The organism is Kluyvera sp. Awk 3 (genome assembly GCF_028069715.1).
Lineage (GTDB): Bacteria > Pseudomonadota > Gammaproteobacteria > Enterobacterales > Enterobacteriaceae > Kluyvera > Kluyvera georgiana_A.
On the sequence record NZ_JANEWH010000105.1, the window covers coordinates 1 to 16,355 of the forward strand.

Sequence of the window (16,355 nt, forward strand, 5' to 3'; positions counted from 1 at the left end):
CTTCCATATTGATAAAGACATAGATTTAGATATAAATTAGATATATCTAAATATTGGTAAGGCGTGAACAATGAGCTCTCTTTCTGATACCGAACATCGCGGACGTGGTCATCATGGCGGACGCCGTCAGCGTTTCTTTGGCCACGGCGAATTGCGTCTGGTGCTCCTCAACATTCTGAAAGACAACGCCAGCCACGGTTATGAATTGATTAAAGCCGTTGAAGCTCTGACGCAGGGGAACTACACCCCAAGCCCCGGAGTGATCTACCCGTCGCTTGATCTGCTCCAGGACCAGGGCCTGATTACGGTTCAGGAAGAGGACGGTGGGCGCAAAAAAATCGCTATCACCATCGACGGCGCACGTACGCTGGAAGAGAACCGGGAGCAGTTGGAACAGATCCAGGCGCGGATAAAGGCCAGAATGGTAGGGCATGAGCTGCGCAAAAATCCGCAGATGAAACGGGCGATCGATAACTTTAAGGCCGTGCTGGACCTGAAGGTGAATCACGGAGAAATCAGCGACGCGCAGCTAAAACAGATTATCGGCGTTATTGACCGCGCGGCGCTGGAGATCTCACAGCTCGATTAATGCAGGACGGTCACCGCATCCTGTAAACGGCTGGCGCGGTGTTTCACCATCGCCGACACGTTGGCGCTTTCCGCCACCAGCCCGGCATTTTTCTGGGTGATCTCATCCAGCTTTGCCACGGCACGAGTTAAATCAGACAGCCCCGTGGCCTGTTCGGACGTCGATTGGCTAATCTGCGCAATCAATTGGGTGACATTCTGCACCTGCGAGACAATATCATCCATTGTGCGTCCCGCGGTGTGCACCTGCTCTGAGCCGGACTGCACTTTACTGGCGCTGGCCTCAATCAACTGGCGAATTTCATTGGCCGCCGTCGCGCTTCGACTGGCTAAATGGCGCACCTCTCCCGCCACCACCGCAAACCCTTTCCCCTGTTCGCCCGCCCGCGCCGCTTCAACCGCCGCATTCAGCGCCAAAATATTGGTCTGGAAGGCAATATCGTTAATCAACGTGGTAATCGAGCCAATGCGCTGTGTGCTGTCGGCAATCTCTTCCATCGTCTGCACGACCCGGTGCATCGCCTGCCCCCCCTGAGAGGCCGCGCCGCTGGCGGCCAGCGACAGCTTGTCGGCCTCGGCGGCGGTTTGGGAATTATTCTGTACGGAAACCGCCATCTGACTCATGGTAGCGACGGTTTGCTGGACGTTGACCACCGTTTCCTGGGTGCGCTGGTTCAGCTCTTCGTTACCGCGCGCCAGCACATCGCTGCCGTCGCTAACGCTGTTTACCTGACTTGAGACATCGTTAATCAGCCAACGGCACATCAGGCCCAGCTGGCCGACGGAACGCAGCATCAATCCCAGCTCATCACCGCGTTTCAAGTGATCTACGCTGTTGCGCTCGCCGGTCGCCACGCTCAACGCCTGACGGGCGACGTTCTCAATAGGGCGAATAATCTGCCACTCCAGCACTGCGGTCGCCAGCAACACGATCAACGCTGATGTCAGTACTGCCGATATGGGCGCCCCCAGCGTCAGCAGACTTGCGGCCAGCAGCAGGTAACATCCCAGCGTGACGCTACGCATACGCCAGCGCAGCGGTATCGCCGCCAGTTTGCCCCACCAGCGTTTGCTGACGACAAGACCTTTATGCAGGCGCTTGCTGCTGCGATTTTCCCGCAGTGCCTGATATAGCGGCTCGACGGCGGCAATCTCTTCAGCCGAAGCCATCGTGCGGATAGACATATAGCCTATCGTTTTGCCATTACGCACCTGCGGGATGGCGTTTGCGCGCACCCAGTAATGGCCGCCAGTTTTAGGCTGGTTTTTGACGATCCCGCTCCACGGTTCTCCCTGCTTTAGCGTACGCCACATATCGGCAAACGCCGCTTTTGGCATATCGGGATGACGCACCAGATTGTGCGGTTTGCCAAGCATCTCTTCGCGGCCATAGCCGCTCACTTTCACAAAGGCATCATTAACATGGGTGATGTAGCTATCGAGGTCGGTGGTGGACATCAGCGTAGTACGCTCGTCCAGTCGCGATGCGGACGGGTTTGGGTCGGACAGGGTAGACATACAGACATCCTTTTCAGGTGCAGAAAGAAAATGTATTACAATTGTTATATCGGAGGGATTTTAATTAACCTTAATTGTTAATTTTGCGTTAGATCGCAAAATGGACAAAAGCCCTACTTTTTTTATGCTGCGCGATGGCGGCGCAAAACCTGCCCCATCCTGGCGCAACCTGCCCTCTTGCGCTTCTCCCCTCCCCCCCATCCCTGAGCCGCTGGACGATTAAATATTGTACACAACCGGTTTCTCCTGGCATTTATCCCGATTTTCACCGTTGCCGCTGAAGTGGCGTAATCCCTGCAATACTTAATTCAGTATCGTGTGATACGTGACCCCCAGGAGCACATTTTGAACAGGTTACCTTCCAGCGCCTCGGCTTTGGCCTGCAGCGCGCACGCACTGAATCTCATTGAAAAGCGAACGCTTGACCATGAGGAGATGAAAGCACTGAACCAGGAGGTCAGGGAATACTTTAAAGAGCATGTGAATCCAGGGTTTTTAGAGTATCGAAAATCTGTAACTGCCGGTGGGGATTACGGAGCCGTAGAGTGGCAGGCGGGAGGGTTAAATATGCTTGTCGACACCCAGGGCCAGGAGTTTCTGGATTGCCTGGGCGGTTTTGGTATTTTCAACGTGGGGCACCGTAATCCAGTGGTGGTTTCCGCCGTACAGAATCAGCTCGCCAAACAACCCCTTCACAGCCAGGAATTGCTTGATCCTCTGCGCGCTATGCTGGCCAAAACGCTGGCCGCGCTGGCGCCGGGCAAGCTGAAATACAGCTTCTTTAGCAACAGCGGGACCGAGTCGGTGGAAGCGGCGCTGAAGCTGGCGAAAGCTTATCAATCATCGCGCGGCAAATTTACCTTTATCGCCACCAGCGGCGCCTTCCATGGTAAATCGCTTGGTGCGCTGTCCGCGACCGCGAAATCGACCTTCCGCAAGCCGTTTATGCCGCTGCTGCCGGGCTTCCGCCACGTGCCGTTCGGTAATATCGATGCCATGCGCACAATGCTGAGCGAGTGCCAGAAAACCGGCGACGATGTGGCGGCGGTGATCCTCGAACCGATTCAGGGTGAAGGTGGCGTGATTCTGCCACCACAGGGCTACCTGCCCGCGGTGCGTAAGCTGTGTGATGAATTCGGCGCGCTGCTGATCTTTGATGAAGTGCAAACCGGCATGGGCCGTACCGGCAAAATGTTCGCCTGCGAGCATGAGAACGTGCAGCCGGACATTCTGTGTCTGGCGAAAGCGCTGGGCGGCGGCGTGATGCCGATTGGCGCGACGATTGCCACCGAAGAGGTGTTTTCGGTGCTGTTCGACAACCCGTTCCTGCACACCACCACTTTTGGTGGCAACCCGCTGGCCTGTGCGGCAGCGTTGGCTACCATCAACGTCTTGCTGACCGAGAACCTGCCCGCTCAGGCGGAACAGAAAGGCGATATGCTGCTGGACGGCTTCCGCTGTATGGCCCGCGAATATCCGGATCTGGTCCGCGAAGCGCGCGGCAGAGGGATGCTGATGGCTATTGAGTTTGTCGATAACGAAATCGGCTATAGCTTTGCCAGCGAAATGTTCCGTCAGCACGTGCTGGTAGCCGGCACGCTGAACAACGCGAAAACCATCCGCATCGAACCGCCGTTAACGCTGACGATGGAACAGTGCGATCAGGTGCTGAAAGCCGCGCGTAAAGCACTGGCAGCCCTGCGCGTTAGCCAGAATCAGGTGGCAACCGAGCAGTAAACTCACGCCCCCTACGGTTTCGTGGGGGGCGTTCTTACGCTTCTTCGGTAAACGGATCCGCGATATCCAGCCACTGCACTTCGCAATCACTGGTGCCGCAAAACAACCGCCTACCGCCTTTACCTGCCAGAAGCCCGGCGGGAAAAACGACATCCTGTAAATCGCTACGTTTGCTCTCTCCGGCGAGAAAATCCTCCCGGCAGGCGATGATCGCCATCGGGCTGCTGATACCGCGCTGATAGTCGAAAAGAAAACGAGCAGCATGATAGTGCCGGTTTCCAAACTCATCAAACCGCGCGACGTGCGCCAGCACTCCTACCAGCCCCGAAGAGAGCACGCACGCTTCGTTCACGCCACACCAGTACTGCTCCTCCACATGGGAGAGCAGCGTGGCGCTGGCGATCGACTCCTCGTTGAGATCGGCAAGCCGGGAAACGATCGTCCAGCCGATGGTGCCGTGTCCGCCGGGTTCCCCCTGTGGACGGGTAAACACGAGGATACGCTTATCGGGTAGCTCGACCAGACGAATATCCTTCATTCCCCATGGACCGGTCGTCAGGGGACGCAGCGCGGAAACCGACGGCCCGGCAAAAAATTGCGTACGCCAGCGAACCGCTCCCCTTTTCGTTGAGAAGTCGACTTCAACGCCGCCAAACAACAGCTGCCCGCTAACCCGGCTGACGAACGGATCCTGTAGCGCGAAATCCGGCATTCCGTCCAGCAGTTCAGCGTGGCAGTCGCCATCCCAAAGGAAAAAACGCACCCGGGAATCTTCGCTATCGCGCCTCTCAACGCGGGCGGCAATACACCACCGTCCTTCATCCATAAAGGGTGCGGTTGGGTTGTAAACGTCCAGCCCGTCGACGCCGCGGAAGATGATTTTTCCACGGCTGCCATTTTGCGGCCGCGAGCGATAACGCTGATAAAGCGCCTCAACGTCGTCGCGCATTACACCAGCCCCAGATGCTGCCAGAGCTGATCCATCGGCAGCGTCGCCAGAGCGGTACACTCATCCGCCGCGCCGTACCAGACGTGCAGCACGTCATCACGCACCAGCGCGCCGCAGGTAAAGACCACGTTGCCAAAGAAGCCTTTGCGTTCGTACTGCGCCGTCGGCTCCAGCAGCGGTACCGGCGATTTGGCGAGAATTTTCAGCGGATCGTGGAGATCGAGCAGCAGCGCGCCCAGGCAGTAGCGCTGATCGGCGTCGACGCCGTGGTAGATCTCCAGCCAGCCGCGATCGGTTTTGATCAATGGCGCGCCGCCGCCGGATTTACGCGAATCCCATTCATCGCCCGATCGGCCCAGCAGATGGCGATGGTTGCCCCAGTGCAGCATATCAGGAGACTCGCAGATCCAGATCTCCGGGTGGCCAAAGTGGCACGGCGCGGGGCGGGTTAGCGCCATATAGCGGCCGCCGACCTTTTCCGGGAAGAAGCAGACATCGCGATTATCCGGACACAGGATCAGCCCCTGTTTTTCTACCGTAACAAAGTCGCGAGTGGTCGCCAGCGCGGTGGTGATCCCCAACGACGAAACGGCGGAGTAGTTGATATAAAAGAGATCGTCGATCCGGGTGATACGCGCATCTTCGCAACCGAACTCTTCATAGCGGCTATCGGCGATGATAAAGGGCTGTGAATCGATGGTGTAATGCACGCCGTCCTTGCTGCGCGCCAGGCGCAGATGGGACATCGAGGTCAGCCAGACCTGCGCGGGATCGCTTTTTAGCACGATGGTACGCGGATCGCTAAAATCAAAACGCTCATCGTCACGGTCGAAGGTTTTCGTGGCTTGTTGCCAGCCGATTTCCTGCTGTTGCAGCAGCGGCACGACGATCTGTCGCGGGTTATCGTTAATTACGCTTTCCGCCACGCGCAGCAGCAGCACGATCTCGCCGTTGCACTCGGTCACGCCGGTATTGAACACGCACTCTACTTTGCGCCCCGGCAATGAGGGCGACACGTCTTTTGGGGTGATTAGCGGGTTACTGCGGTGTCTGTTCATGAACGCTCCTTTTCATCAGAATTTGATTTTTGCCCAGCCATTGGGCGTCTTCGCCATACAGAACGTCGGCGGAAATATCCCGCCAGGGGTTCAGCACCGGCGAGCCAAAGTTAATCGCGATCCAGACGCGCTCGGTGACCGTCTCGCGTATAAACCACACGCATTCATTTGTCAGCGATAACGAGCTACCGTCGCCCTCGCGCAGCGCGGACGTCGCGGAACGAAGCGCGATAAGGGTTTGGTACTGTCGCCAAAGGGACCCTGGCGTGCTCTGTTGATATTGCGCATTAAGCTGACGGTAGTCCGCGCAAACGGGCATCCAGGGCGAGACGGGCGAAAAGCCTGCGTTCGCCGCATCGGTCCACAGCAGCGGCGCCCGCGAAGCATCACGGGAATGCGCAATCGCCAACGCCAGCGCCTCGCTTTCATCGGCGCCCTGCCGTAACGCCGTTTGATAATGGGTCTTGCCCTGAATGTCGAAGATCTGCGCCACGGTCTGCGGGCAATAGCTCGGCATCCCCAACTCTTCGCCCTGATAAATAAACGGCACGCCGCGAACGGTCAGTTGCAGAGCCAGCACCGCCAGCGCGCGCTCGGTATCGCGCGGGCTCTCGCCGAAACGGCTAATCATGCGTGGCATATCGTGACTGGAGAAAAACAGCGTTGGCAGGCCTGACTGCCGCGCCTGGGTGGCGTTAATCGCCTGGCTCAGACGCGCAATATCGAAGCGTTTCTGGCTGCCGATATTGAAATTAAACACCACATCCATCAAATCAGGGCTCTGATAACGCGCCAGAATATCCAACTCTTCGCTGCCGATTTCGCCAATCAGAAACGCCTCACCCTGCTGGCGCACGTAGCGACACAGCCGGTTTAGCGTGGCGATAATGCCCGGCTGGTTGATATCAAACTCATGGCGCTGCTCGCCGTTCTCTTGCGGGTTGTCCGGGCCAATACCGTTGGTGGTCAGAAAGTTGATCACGTCAAAGCGGAAGCCATCGACGCCCTGCGCCTTCCAGAAATCAACCACCCGGTAGATCTCCTGCTCCACCTCGGGGTTAGCCCAGTTGAGATCGACCTGCTCGGGGGCAAATTTGTGATAGTAGAACTCGCCGGTATCCGGCTCTGCGTTCCAGGCGCTGCCGGAGAAAAACGACTGCCAGTTGTTCGGCTGACGGCTAAACAGGAAATAGTCCCGGTAGCGGCTGGCGGGATTATTCCAGGCGTCGCGAAACCAGGGGTGCGCCGAGGAGACGTGGTTCACCACCAGGTCAATAATCACCCGGATGCCGCACGCATGACAGCGCTCGACCACCTCGCGAAAGTCTTCCAGCGTGCCAAAACGCGCGTCAACGGCGCAGTAGTCACTGATGTCATAGCCGTTATCCACCAGCGGCGACGGGTAAAACGGCGTTATCCAGATAGCGCCGACGCCCAGTTCATGCAGATAGTCCACCTTCGATAGCAGACCGGGAAAATCGCCCAGCCCATCGCCGTTGCCATCGCAAAACGAAGGCAGATAAATTTGGTAGCAGGTGCATACCTGCCACCAGGGTTGGTTGCTCACCGCGCAATTCCTTATTTCAGTGATAACGACATGCCCTGCAGGAAATATTTGCGGAAGAGGATAAACAGCACCACTACCGGCAACATCTGCACCACCGCGCCCGCCATCACCGGGCCAAGATAGACGCCGTAAGATTTACTGAACGTCGCCAGCAGTACCGAGAACGGCATTTTGTCGACGTCACGCATGACAATCAGGGGCCAGAGGAAGTTGTCCCACGAGCTGGAGAAGGTAAATAACGCGACGATGGCCAGAATCGATTTGTTCAGCGGCATCATCACATGGCGCAGGATCCCCCACAGGCTGGCGTGATCGAGGCGCGCGGCGTACAGGTAGTCATTCGGCGTTCCCTTGAAGCTCTGCGATACCATAAAGATCCCCCATGCGCTCATGGCGTAGGGCAGGATCATCGCACTATAACCGTTCACCAGCCCCAGCTCGCGCATCAGCACAAACTGCGGAATGATGAACATAAATACCGGAAAAACCATCTGTACAATCAGTAAGTTGCGGAAGGCATTTTTACCACGGAACTCGGTTTTCGCCAGCGCGTACCCCACCAGCATCGACGTCACGGTGACGCACAATGTTATGGTTATCGAGACAAACAGTGAGTTAAATAACGTGCGCAGAAAAGGTTTGTCCGCACGATTGCTGTTATCAAACAGGAACGTGTAGTTTTCCAGCGTCAGATGGCCGGAAAACAGGCTCGTGGTATAGATCTCCGCCGTCGGCTTCAACGAAGAGATCGTCATCCAGATAAAGGGATACAGCCAGCTCAGCGCCAGTAAAAACATCACGGCATGAACTAACAGGCTCAGGGGAGTGAGTTTTTTCATTCACACAATCTCGATATTTTTTTCAAACAGTTTGCGGAAGACCCAGATAGCCAGGAAACTGCAGCCCGCCACAATAATCGACATCGTTGCCGCCCAGGTCGGTTTCATATTCTGGAACGCCGCTTCATACATCACCACCATCGGACTCGTGGTGCTATTCAGGGGACCACCGCCCGTAATTAAATAAGGCTCAGTGAAAATACTGAATGCGACAGTTATCGCCAGCACCATCACCATGACGATTTGCGGATTCATCATCGGCAGCGTAATAGCCCACCCCTGTTTAAACCGCCCGGTTTTATCCAGCATGGCCGCGCTGTAAATATCATTGGGAATAGCCTGCATCCCGGAAAAAAGAATAAGCCCGTAATAGCCGACAAATTTCCATGTCACAATCAGCGCAATAGATAACATCGCACAGTCCGGATTCGTAAACCAGGGAACCGATACGCCGATACTTTCCCGTAAAAACTGATTTACCGGGCCATATTCGCTAAACAACTTAGAAAAAACGATGGAATAGGCCACTCCGGAAGAGATATTGGCTAATAAGAAACTCAGCGCAATAAAGCTTTTACCGTATTTAATTCGCCGCAGCCCGGCGGCAAACAGCAGCGAGGCGATAAAAACAATCGGAATATACCACATCAAAAAGCGACAGATATTCCACATTGAGGTCCAGAATAGAGCATCGTTAACGACGCCAAGCAGATTTTGTAGCCCCGAAAACCGGGGCATACCGATAAACTGCCACTGCGTCACGCTAAGTACAATCAACCAGGCCAGCGGATAAAACCAAAACAACAAGGAATAACCGATCCAGGTGGAGGCCAACAGGCCTCCGGTGCGGGAATCATATCCAGCCATTATTCCCCCTTATTTCGCCAGCAGGGTGTTGATTTCCTGCTGAGACTGTTCAAGCGCTTTTGTCGGGGCCTCATTGTTGAAAATGACCCGCTCCAGCATCTGCGTCATACTGCGCTGAATTTCTGTCGTTTGCGTCGTAGCGACCGGCGGCAGCGCGACGTCGACGTAAGAGGCAATGTCTTTCTCTAACGGATTGTTAGCGAAATAGTCGGTAAACAGAGGGTTAGTCATCAGATCTGCGCGCGCTGGCGGCATTCCGGTCAGCTCAAGCCAGGCACGGTCATGCTCGGCGCTGCTGAACACCCACTGCATAAAGGCCCAGGCCTGCGTTTTGTGTTTGCTGGAGCTGAACATCACCATCCCTTTACTGTCGCCAAAGGTGTGCGGATGAGCGTCACCGTTTTCAGTCAGCATCGGGCCGATCTGGATAGTTTTCAACACATCAGGATACTGCTTACGATAGCGGGCAAGGTCCCACGGGCCGCGGGCGGAAGCCAGCACCTGGCCAGTTGCTAACGGATCGTCTGCGGAGGTGAAGTCGTAGCTGCTCCACTTGCTGTTAAACACTTTCCCCATAAACGTCAACACAGCCTGACCCGCTGGATTGCCGAAGTCGGCTTTTTTATCCGCGATGTAGGATTTACCGCCGCTCTGCGCATAGTACAGCGGGATGAAGTCGAACCAACGCTCCCACCAGTTTTTCCCCACCGTTAGCTGCATTACGTAACCGTGATTGTCCGCCGCACGACGCTCCGCCAGTTGATACAGTTCGTTATAGGTTGTCGGTACATGGTCAAATCCGTATTTCTTTAGCAGGTCGCCGCGCCACCACCAGACGATCGGATTCACATAGATAGGCAGTACGTTTTGCTGGCCGTTTAGCTTCCAGGCCGGAAGAATCGTCGACATCTGGCGCGTTTTAACCAGTTCATTAAAGCCGGGCATTTTCGACAAATCTTCAATTTGCCCTACGTCGACCAACTGACTGGCAAAGCCAATAAATATATTACTGGAAATATCAGGTTCCGTTCCGGAGGCGAGGGCATTCATGATTGCTTCTTCGGAACTATTCGCCGCAGGAATCGTGGTAAACTCGACGGGAGTATGGGCAGGGTCTTTATTCCACTCCGTAACCATTTTATTCCAGAAGGCTTCTTCATTTTCATTCGGCGCCACCCACATTTTAATTGGGGTTTTGGCATCGGCTTGCTCGTCCTTTTTATCATCAGGACCACAACCGGAAATACATAAGCTAAGTAATATTGACGCCGTTAATTTAGCAACCGCTGCAACTTTCACGATATTTCTCCCTAACTCTCAATAAGTGTTATTGGTTTACCGCTACCCTGCTTTGAATGGTGCGTAAGCTAACACCCCTTATTTATGTTTAACGTTAAACAAATCACAAAACTATTTTTGTTTAACGATAAACTCTGCCATCAACATTCAGAGGTAAAAAACCAGACACATACACAATATGAATACAAAAAATAAAAAGACGGCAACAGACAAATATAAAAAAGAAAAAACAGCGGCAATAACAATAAAATCATTGGCCAAAGAAATGGGTATATCCCATACCACCATCTCAAATGCATGGAATAATCCCGAAAAACTGTCTATTGAATTACGTGAGCGCATTTTACGTTATGCGCAGGAAGTCGGATTTCAGGGGCCGGATAAGCTGGCGCGAGCGTTGAGGACAGGAAAATCAGACACCATCGGCGTAATTTTCAATGATTCGATGAGCTATGTGTTTATCGACCCACATGATATTAAGCTGATGCGCGGAATCGCCGTACGCTGTGAAGCGCAAAATATCAATCTGGTACTCATCCCTCTGCGTAAAGGCGCTTCCCACAAAACGCCGTCGCTGACCACGCTGGTTGACGGCTATATTCTCAACGCCACGCATAATAGCGCCGCGGTGATTCAGCAAACGCTCGCACGTCGCCTTCCGGTTGTCACACTCGACTTCCAGCTTCCGCAGTACAGCAGCGTATCGATCGATAACGCCAGCGCGATGCGCGATATCGCCGCCTATTTACTCAACAAAGGGCATCAGCGCTTCGGCATCATCGCCTTCTCTTCACACCCCGGCGCACAGGGAATGCGGCATCTTGAACACGCCATTTCAGGCGATAACACGCTGATGCTGACACGCGTTAACGCCTGCCGCGAGGTCTTTCGCCAGCATGCCATTCCGCTCTCCGACTGCTGGCTGTACGAAACGCAGCACGATGAGCAACACGGCGAGCTAGCTGCAGAAGCGCTGCTCACCGCACACCCGGAAATTAGCGCGCTAATTTGCCTCTCAGACCGCTTTGCGCTCGGCGCGGTGAACTACTGCCAGCGCCACCGCCTTGCTATCCCACAGCGGGTGGCGATTACCGGCTTCGACAATATCATCCCCGAAGTGAACGGTATTGGCCTCACCACCATTGCGCAGGATGCGGAACGCAAAGGCGAAATTGCCGTGGAATTACTCCTCACTAACGGGCCTGTTACCCACCATGCGCTGGAATACCAGCTCATCGCGCGGGAGAGCGCCTGAACGCACATTGCTTAACAGAAGAGTGGATTATGGATGAACTAACCTGTTTTAAAGCCTACGACATTCGCGGTGAAGTCGGCGTCTCTCTCACGCCGGACATCGCCTTTCGCATTGGTCGCGCTTACGCCGCGTGGCTGCACCCCAGGCGCGTAGTTGTCGGCGCCGACGTTCGTCTGAGTTCAGAAGCGCTGAAAACAGCGCTGTCGGAAGGGCTTATCGCCAGCGGCGTTGACGTCATTGATATCGGTCTGTGCGGTACCGAAGAGATCTATTTCGCCACCCGTGAGCTGCGGGCAGACGGCGGTATCCAGGTCACCGCCAGCCATAATCCCGCCCAGTACAACGGTATGAAACTGGTGCGCGAAGAGGCTCGCCCCATCAGTAATGACAACGGCCTGCTGGAGATAAAATCGCTGGCCGAAAAAAACAACTTTCCTCCCGTCGTTCATCGCGGTCACCTTCTGCCGTTTGATAACCGATCGGCCTGGGTAAACTGCCTGCTGCGTTTTCTTAAGCACCCGCTCACGCGCCCCCTACGCATTGTGACCAATGCCGGGCATGGTAACGCGGGGCCTGCGCTTGACGCGCTCGCCGACGGGCTGGCGCGTGCGGGCGTACAGATTGAACTTATTCGCCTGTACCATGAGCCAGACGGCCGTTTTCCCGCGGGAGTCCCCAACCCGATGCTGACAGAAAACCGCCTCATTACCCAGCAGGCGGTTATCGATAATAAGGCCGATTTCGGCATCGCCTGGGACGGCGATTTCGACCGCTGCTTTTTCTTCGATGAATGTGGCTGCTTTATTGAGAGCTACTACCTGGTTGGCCTGTTTGCCGAACACTTCCTGCGGCGATCCGCTGGCAGTCGCATCATTCTGGACCCGCGTCTGACATGGAATACGCTGGACGTTGTGGCTCGCGGCGGAGGAATCCCGGTCATCAGTAAAACCGGCCATGCATTTATCAAAGCACGCATGCGTAAAGAGGATGCCATTTACGGCGGTGAAATGAGCGGCCATCACTATTTTCGCGATTTTGGCTACTGCGATAGCGGGATGATTCCACTGGTCTTGATGCTGCAAATTATTAGCAACGGTAGTCTGCCGCTTTCACAGCGTATTGCCCATGCCCAGGCTCGTTATCCGGTCTCCGGCGAAATCAATTTATCCGTCGAGGATCCTGCCGCCATCTTAGAGCGCATGGCTGAACACTATCAATCAGCATCGCCGCTGCGTGATGATTGCGATGGCATAAGCCTGGCTTTCGCCGACTGGCGCTTTAATCTTCGCGCCTCCAACACCGAACCGCTGTTGCGGCTGAACGTAGAAACCCGTGGCGATGCCACTCTGCTCGCCGAAAAAACCGATGAACTATTAACGCTTATTGCCGCCCAACGCAGCGCGAAGGAGACGCTATGACAGCCCTTTCACTCAGCAATATTCATAAGCAATATGACAAATCCACCATCATTGAGAACCTCTCGCTGGAAATCGCCTCTGGTGAATTTATCGTGCTGGTTGGGCCCTCCGGTTGCGGTAAATCAACGCTGTTGCGCATGATTGCCGGGTTGGAAATGCCCGATGGCGGCAAACTGATGATGGGTGAGAAAGAGGTCACCCATCTGCCCGCCGGAAAGCGCAGCCTGTCGATGGTGTTCCAGTCCTATGCGCTCTATCCGCATATGACGGTGCGGGAGAACCTCTCTTTTGGCCTGCGCAATATTCATACCCCGCCTGCGGAAATCGCGCGGCGTATTGCTCACGCCGCATCGATGCTAAAGCTGGATGAGATGCTTGACCGACTGCCGCAAAACCTCTCTGGCGGCCAGCGCCAGCGCGTAGCGATTGGCCGCTCTATCGTTCAGCAGCCGGACCTGTTTCTGTTCGACGAACCGCTGTCAAACCTTGACGCCGCCCTGCGCGTGGAGATGCGCCAGGAAATTCAACAGCTGCATAATACGCTGAAAAACACCATGATTTATGTCACTCACGATCAGGTGGAAGCGATGACGCTCGCCGATCGTATCGTGGTGCTGTATAAGGGCAAAATTGAGCAGGTTGGCACGCCTCTCGAACTGTACAACACGCCGGCAAACCTGTTTGTCGCCGAATTTATCGGCACGCCAAAGATTAACGTTCTGCCTGCCGTCTGGCATCAGGGTGCTCTGCACATAGCCGATGACATCATCTTTCCGCTCTCCCGTCAGCCGCTCGGCGTTCGTGAAAACGACAAGATGTTCGTCGCCATTCGTCCGGAGCATATGCAGTACCAGCAGCCAGGCGATTTCAGCCTGAGTGGGCGAACCCGGTTGTGCGAACTGCAGGGCGACTCCACGCTGGTATGGCTCGATGTCGGCGGACATTCAATGTGTCTGAAATCGTTCCAGCAATTGAGTTTCCCGGTACAAAGCCCGCTAACCCTAACGGTACAGGAATCAAATCTTCACCTGTTTGATTCCATTGGAAAACGCGTCACTTTTGCCTGAATGGCGCCCTCGCGCTGCGGGGGCGTTCTTTGAATCCCATCACAATCATTGCATTCCCCTTTTCCCTTTTTGGCGCCGACGGCTAAATTAGTAACTCATCCGACCACATAACAATAATTTCACATACTGGACATCCTTATGAGCTATCCGTCGCTGTTCGCCCCGCTCGATCTGGGGTTTACCCAGCTGAAAAACCGTGTGCTGATGGGTTCGATGCATACCGGGCTGGAGGAGTACCCTGACGGCGCTGAGCGCCTGGCAGCCTTCTACGCCGAACGCGCGCGTCACGGCGTGGCGCTGATCGTCAGCGGCGGGATAGCGCCGGATCCTACCGGCGTGGGGATGGCGGGCGGCGCAATGCTGAATGACGTCAGCCAACTGCCGCACCACCGCACGATTACCGATGCCGTGCACCAGGAAGGTGGTAAAATTGCGCTGCAAATTCTGCACACTGGCCGCTACAGCTATCAACCAAACCTCGTCGCCCCTTCGGCGCTTCAGGCGCCGATCAATCGCTTTACGCCGCGCGAACTGACGCATGAGGGTATTCTGGGGCTGATCGACGACTTCGCACGCTGCGCCCAGCTGGCGCGGGAGGCGGGCTATGACGGTGTGGAAGTGATGGGCTCAGAAGGCTATCTGATTAACGAATTTCTCGCCGCGCGCACCAACCTGCGCGACGATCAATGGGGCGGCAACTACGACAAACGCATGCGCTTTGCCGTCGAAGTGGTGCGAGCCGTACGTCAGCGCGTCGGGAAAGATTTTATTATTATCTACCGTCTGTCGATGCTGGATCTCGTGGACAATGGCGGCACCTTTGATGAAACCGTCCGCCTCGCCCAGGCGATCGAAGCCGCGGGCGCGACGATCATCAATACCGGGATCGGCTGGCACGAAGCGCGGATCCCGACCATTGCCACGCCGGTACCGCGCGGCGCCTTTAGCTGGGTCACGCGCAAATTAAAAGGACGGGTGACTATTCCACTGGTCACCACCAACCGAATTAACGATCCGCAGGTTGCCGACGATATTCTGGCGCGCGGCGATGCCGATATGGTGTCGATGGCCCGTCCGTTCCTCGCCGATGCCGAGCTGCTCTCCAAAGCGCTGTCGGGACGCGCCGATGAGATCAACACCTGTATTGGCTGCAACCAGGCCTGCCTCGATCAGATCTTTGTCGGCAAGGTGACGTCTTGCCTGGTTAACCCTCGCGCTTGTCACGAAACCAAAATGCCGATCCTTCCGGCGACTACGCGTAAAAATCTGGCGGTTGTCGGCGCTGGCCCTGCGGGGCTGGCGTTTGCCATCAACGCCGCCGCACGCGGTCATCAGGTAACGCTGTTCGACGGTAGCGCAGAGATCGGCGGGCAATTTAATGTCGCCAAACAGATCCCCGGCAAAGAAGAGTTTTACGAAACGCTGCGCTATTACCGCCGGATGATCGACGTCACCGGTGTGACGTTGAGGTTGAATCATCGCGTCACCGCAGACGATCTTCTCAACTTTGATGAAACGATCCTTGCCACCGGGATCACCCCACGCACCCCGCCTATTGAAGGCATTGATCATCCAAAAGTTCTGACCTATCTGGATGTACTGCGCGATAAAGCGCCGGTAGGCCAGCGGGTGGCGATTATCGGCTGCGGCGGCATCGGTTTTGATACGGCGATGTATCTCAGCCAGCCGGGTGACCCAACCAGTCAGAATATTGCCGAGTTCTGCGTGGAATGGGGTATTGATACCAGCCTGCAGCAGGCAGGCGGCCTGCGCCCTGAGGGGCCGCATCTGGCCCGCAGCCCGCGGCAGATTGTGATGCTGCAGCGTAAGGCCAGCAAGCCGGGCGAAGGGTTAGGTAAAACCACCGGCTGGATCCATCGCACTACCCTGCTTTCTCGCGGCGTGAAGATGATCCCGGCGGTCAGCTATCAGAAGATCGATGATGCGGGGCTGCATGTTGAGATCGGCGGCGAGCCGCAGTTGCTGGCGGTCGATAACGTGATTATCTGCGCCGGTCAGGAGCCAAACCGCACGCTGCAAGCCCCCCTGCTGGCGGCGGGCAAGACGGTGCACTTAATTGGCGGCAGTGACGTAGCGGGCGAACTGGATGCCCGACGGGCGATTGCGCAAGGGACGAAGTTGGCGCTGGAAATTTAATGCCTTTCATTATTAATCAATAAATAACGCTGGTGA

Annotated in this window: 13 protein-coding genes; 6 read left to right on the forward strand and 7 right to left on the reverse strand. The window is 55.6% G+C overall.

Annotation, left to right across the window (positions count from 1 at the left end; genetic code table 11):
• Positions 1–70: 70 nt before the first annotated feature.
• Positions 71–589 (forward strand): PadR family transcriptional regulator, encoded by a 519-nt coding sequence (locus NNN71_RS18440; protein ID WP_271459070.1) that lies wholly within the window; start codon positions 71–73, stop codon positions 587–589.
• Here the strand turns inward: NNN71_RS18440 and NNN71_RS18445 are convergent.
• Entirely contained in the window at positions 586–2,106 is a 1,521-nt protein-coding gene (locus tag NNN71_RS18445) for a methyl-accepting chemotaxis protein (protein ID WP_271459071.1), read from the reverse strand. The genes NNN71_RS18440 and NNN71_RS18445 overlap by 4 nt on opposite strands.
• Before the next feature lie 345 nt (positions 2,107–2,451).
• On the opposite strand from NNN71_RS18445, the gene ygjG reads away from it, so the two are divergent.
• Positions 2,452–3,843: a putrescine aminotransferase gene (gene ygjG / locus NNN71_RS18450; RefSeq protein WP_271459072.1), complete on the forward strand. Its 1,392-nt coding sequence runs from the start codon at positions 2,452–2,454 to the stop codon at positions 3,841–3,843.
• Between the two features lie 34 nt (positions 3,844–3,877).
• Here the strand turns inward: ygjG and NNN71_RS18455 are convergent, their stop codons facing one another.
• Genes NNN71_RS18455 through NNN71_RS18480 form a run of 6 tightly spaced genes read right to left on the reverse strand, consistent with a single transcriptional unit; the run spans position 3,878 to position 10,422 of the window.
• A complete protein-coding gene (locus NNN71_RS18455; RefSeq protein ID WP_271459073.1) occupies positions 3,878–4,792 on the reverse strand; it encodes a DUF1861 family protein in 915 nt (304 codons plus the stop codon).
• The gene (locus NNN71_RS18460; protein WP_271459074.1) at positions 4,792–5,850 is read right to left on the reverse strand and encodes a glycoside hydrolase family 130 protein; all 1,059 of its coding nucleotides are present in this window, start codon (positions 5,848–5,850) and stop codon (positions 4,792–4,794) included. The genes NNN71_RS18455 and NNN71_RS18460 overlap by 1 nt, the downstream gene beginning before the upstream one ends.
• Positions 5,831–7,417, reverse strand: a complete 1,587-nt coding sequence (locus NNN71_RS18465; RefSeq protein ID WP_271459075.1) for an alpha-glucosidase — start codon at positions 7,415–7,417, stop codon at positions 5,831–5,833. The genes NNN71_RS18460 and NNN71_RS18465 overlap by 20 nt, the downstream gene beginning before the upstream one ends.
• Positions 7,418–7,428: 11 nt before the next feature.
• Positions 7,429–8,256 carry a carbohydrate ABC transporter permease gene (locus NNN71_RS18470; RefSeq protein WP_223803815.1) on the reverse strand — a complete coding sequence of 276 codons (828 nt, stop codon included), beginning with the start codon at positions 8,254–8,256 and terminating at the stop codon, positions 7,429–7,431.
• Positions 8,257–9,123, reverse strand: coding sequence for a carbohydrate ABC transporter permease (locus tag NNN71_RS18475; protein ID WP_271459076.1), 867 nt, complete (start codon positions 9,121–9,123; stop codon positions 8,257–8,259). It abuts the gene before it with no gap.
• Positions 9,124–9,132: 9 nt separating this feature from the next.
• Positions 9,133–10,422, reverse strand: coding sequence for an ABC transporter substrate-binding protein (locus NNN71_RS18480; protein WP_271459077.1), 1,290 nt, complete (start codon positions 10,420–10,422; stop codon positions 9,133–9,135).
• Between the two features lie 265 nt (positions 10,423–10,687).
• Between NNN71_RS18480 and NNN71_RS18485 the strand changes: the two genes are divergently transcribed.
• The 4 genes from NNN71_RS18485 to NNN71_RS18500 all read left to right on the forward strand — a co-directional run bounded on the left by NNN71_RS18485 (position 10,688) and on the right by NNN71_RS18500 (position 16,319).
• Positions 10,688–11,677 (forward strand): LacI family DNA-binding transcriptional regulator, encoded by a 990-nt coding sequence (locus NNN71_RS18485; protein ID WP_333909580.1) that lies wholly within the window; start codon positions 10,688–10,690, stop codon positions 11,675–11,677.
• 29 nt (positions 11,678–11,706) lie between these two features.
• On the forward strand, positions 11,707–13,095 hold the full coding sequence (locus NNN71_RS18490) for a phosphomannomutase CpsG (RefSeq protein WP_271459079.1): 1,389 nt from the start codon (positions 11,707–11,709) through the stop codon (positions 13,093–13,095).
• A complete protein-coding gene (locus NNN71_RS18495) occupies positions 13,092–14,162 on the forward strand; it encodes an ABC transporter ATP-binding protein (protein ID WP_223803810.1) in 1,071 nt (356 codons plus the stop codon). The genes NNN71_RS18490 and NNN71_RS18495 overlap by 4 nt, the downstream gene beginning before the upstream one ends.
• A 138-nt stretch (positions 14,163–14,300) precedes the next feature.
• On the forward strand, positions 14,301–16,319 hold the full coding sequence (locus NNN71_RS18500) for an NADPH-dependent 2,4-dienoyl-CoA reductase (RefSeq protein WP_271459080.1): 2,019 nt from the start codon (positions 14,301–14,303) through the stop codon (positions 16,317–16,319).
• Positions 16,320–16,355: the final 36 nt, after the last annotated feature.

Coding starts and splice junctions, on each gene's coding strand:
- NNN71_RS18475 (WP_271459076.1), bottom strand. CDS start 9,123: ATGGCTGGATATGATTCCCGCACCGGAGGCCTGTTGGCCTCCACCTGG.
- NNN71_RS18455 (WP_271459073.1), bottom strand. CDS start 4,792: ATGCGCGACGACGTTGAGGCGCTTTATCAGCGTTATCGCTCGCGGCCG.
- NNN71_RS18495 (WP_223803810.1), top strand. CDS start 13,092: ATGACAGCCCTTTCACTCAGCAATATTCATAAGCAATATGACAAATCC.
- NNN71_RS18470 (WP_223803815.1), bottom strand. CDS start 8,256: ATGAAAAAACTCACTCCCCTGAGCCTGTTAGTTCATGCCGTGATGTTT.
- NNN71_RS18440 (WP_271459070.1), top strand. CDS start 71: ATGAGCTCTCTTTCTGATACCGAACATCGCGGACGTGGTCATCATGGC.
- NNN71_RS18485 (WP_333909580.1), top strand. CDS start 10,688: ATGGGTATATCCCATACCACCATCTCAAATGCATGGAATAATCCCGAA.
- NNN71_RS18460 (WP_271459074.1), bottom strand. CDS start 5,850: ATGAACAGACACCGCAGTAACCCGCTAATCACCCCAAAAGACGTGTCG.
- NNN71_RS18500 (WP_271459080.1), top strand. CDS start 14,301: ATGAGCTATCCGTCGCTGTTCGCCCCGCTCGATCTGGGGTTTACCCAG.
- NNN71_RS18490 (WP_271459079.1), top strand. CDS start 11,707: ATGGATGAACTAACCTGTTTTAAAGCCTACGACATTCGCGGTGAAGTC.
- NNN71_RS18445 (WP_271459071.1), bottom strand. CDS start 2,106: ATGTCTACCCTGTCCGACCCAAACCCGTCCGCATCGCGACTGGACGAG.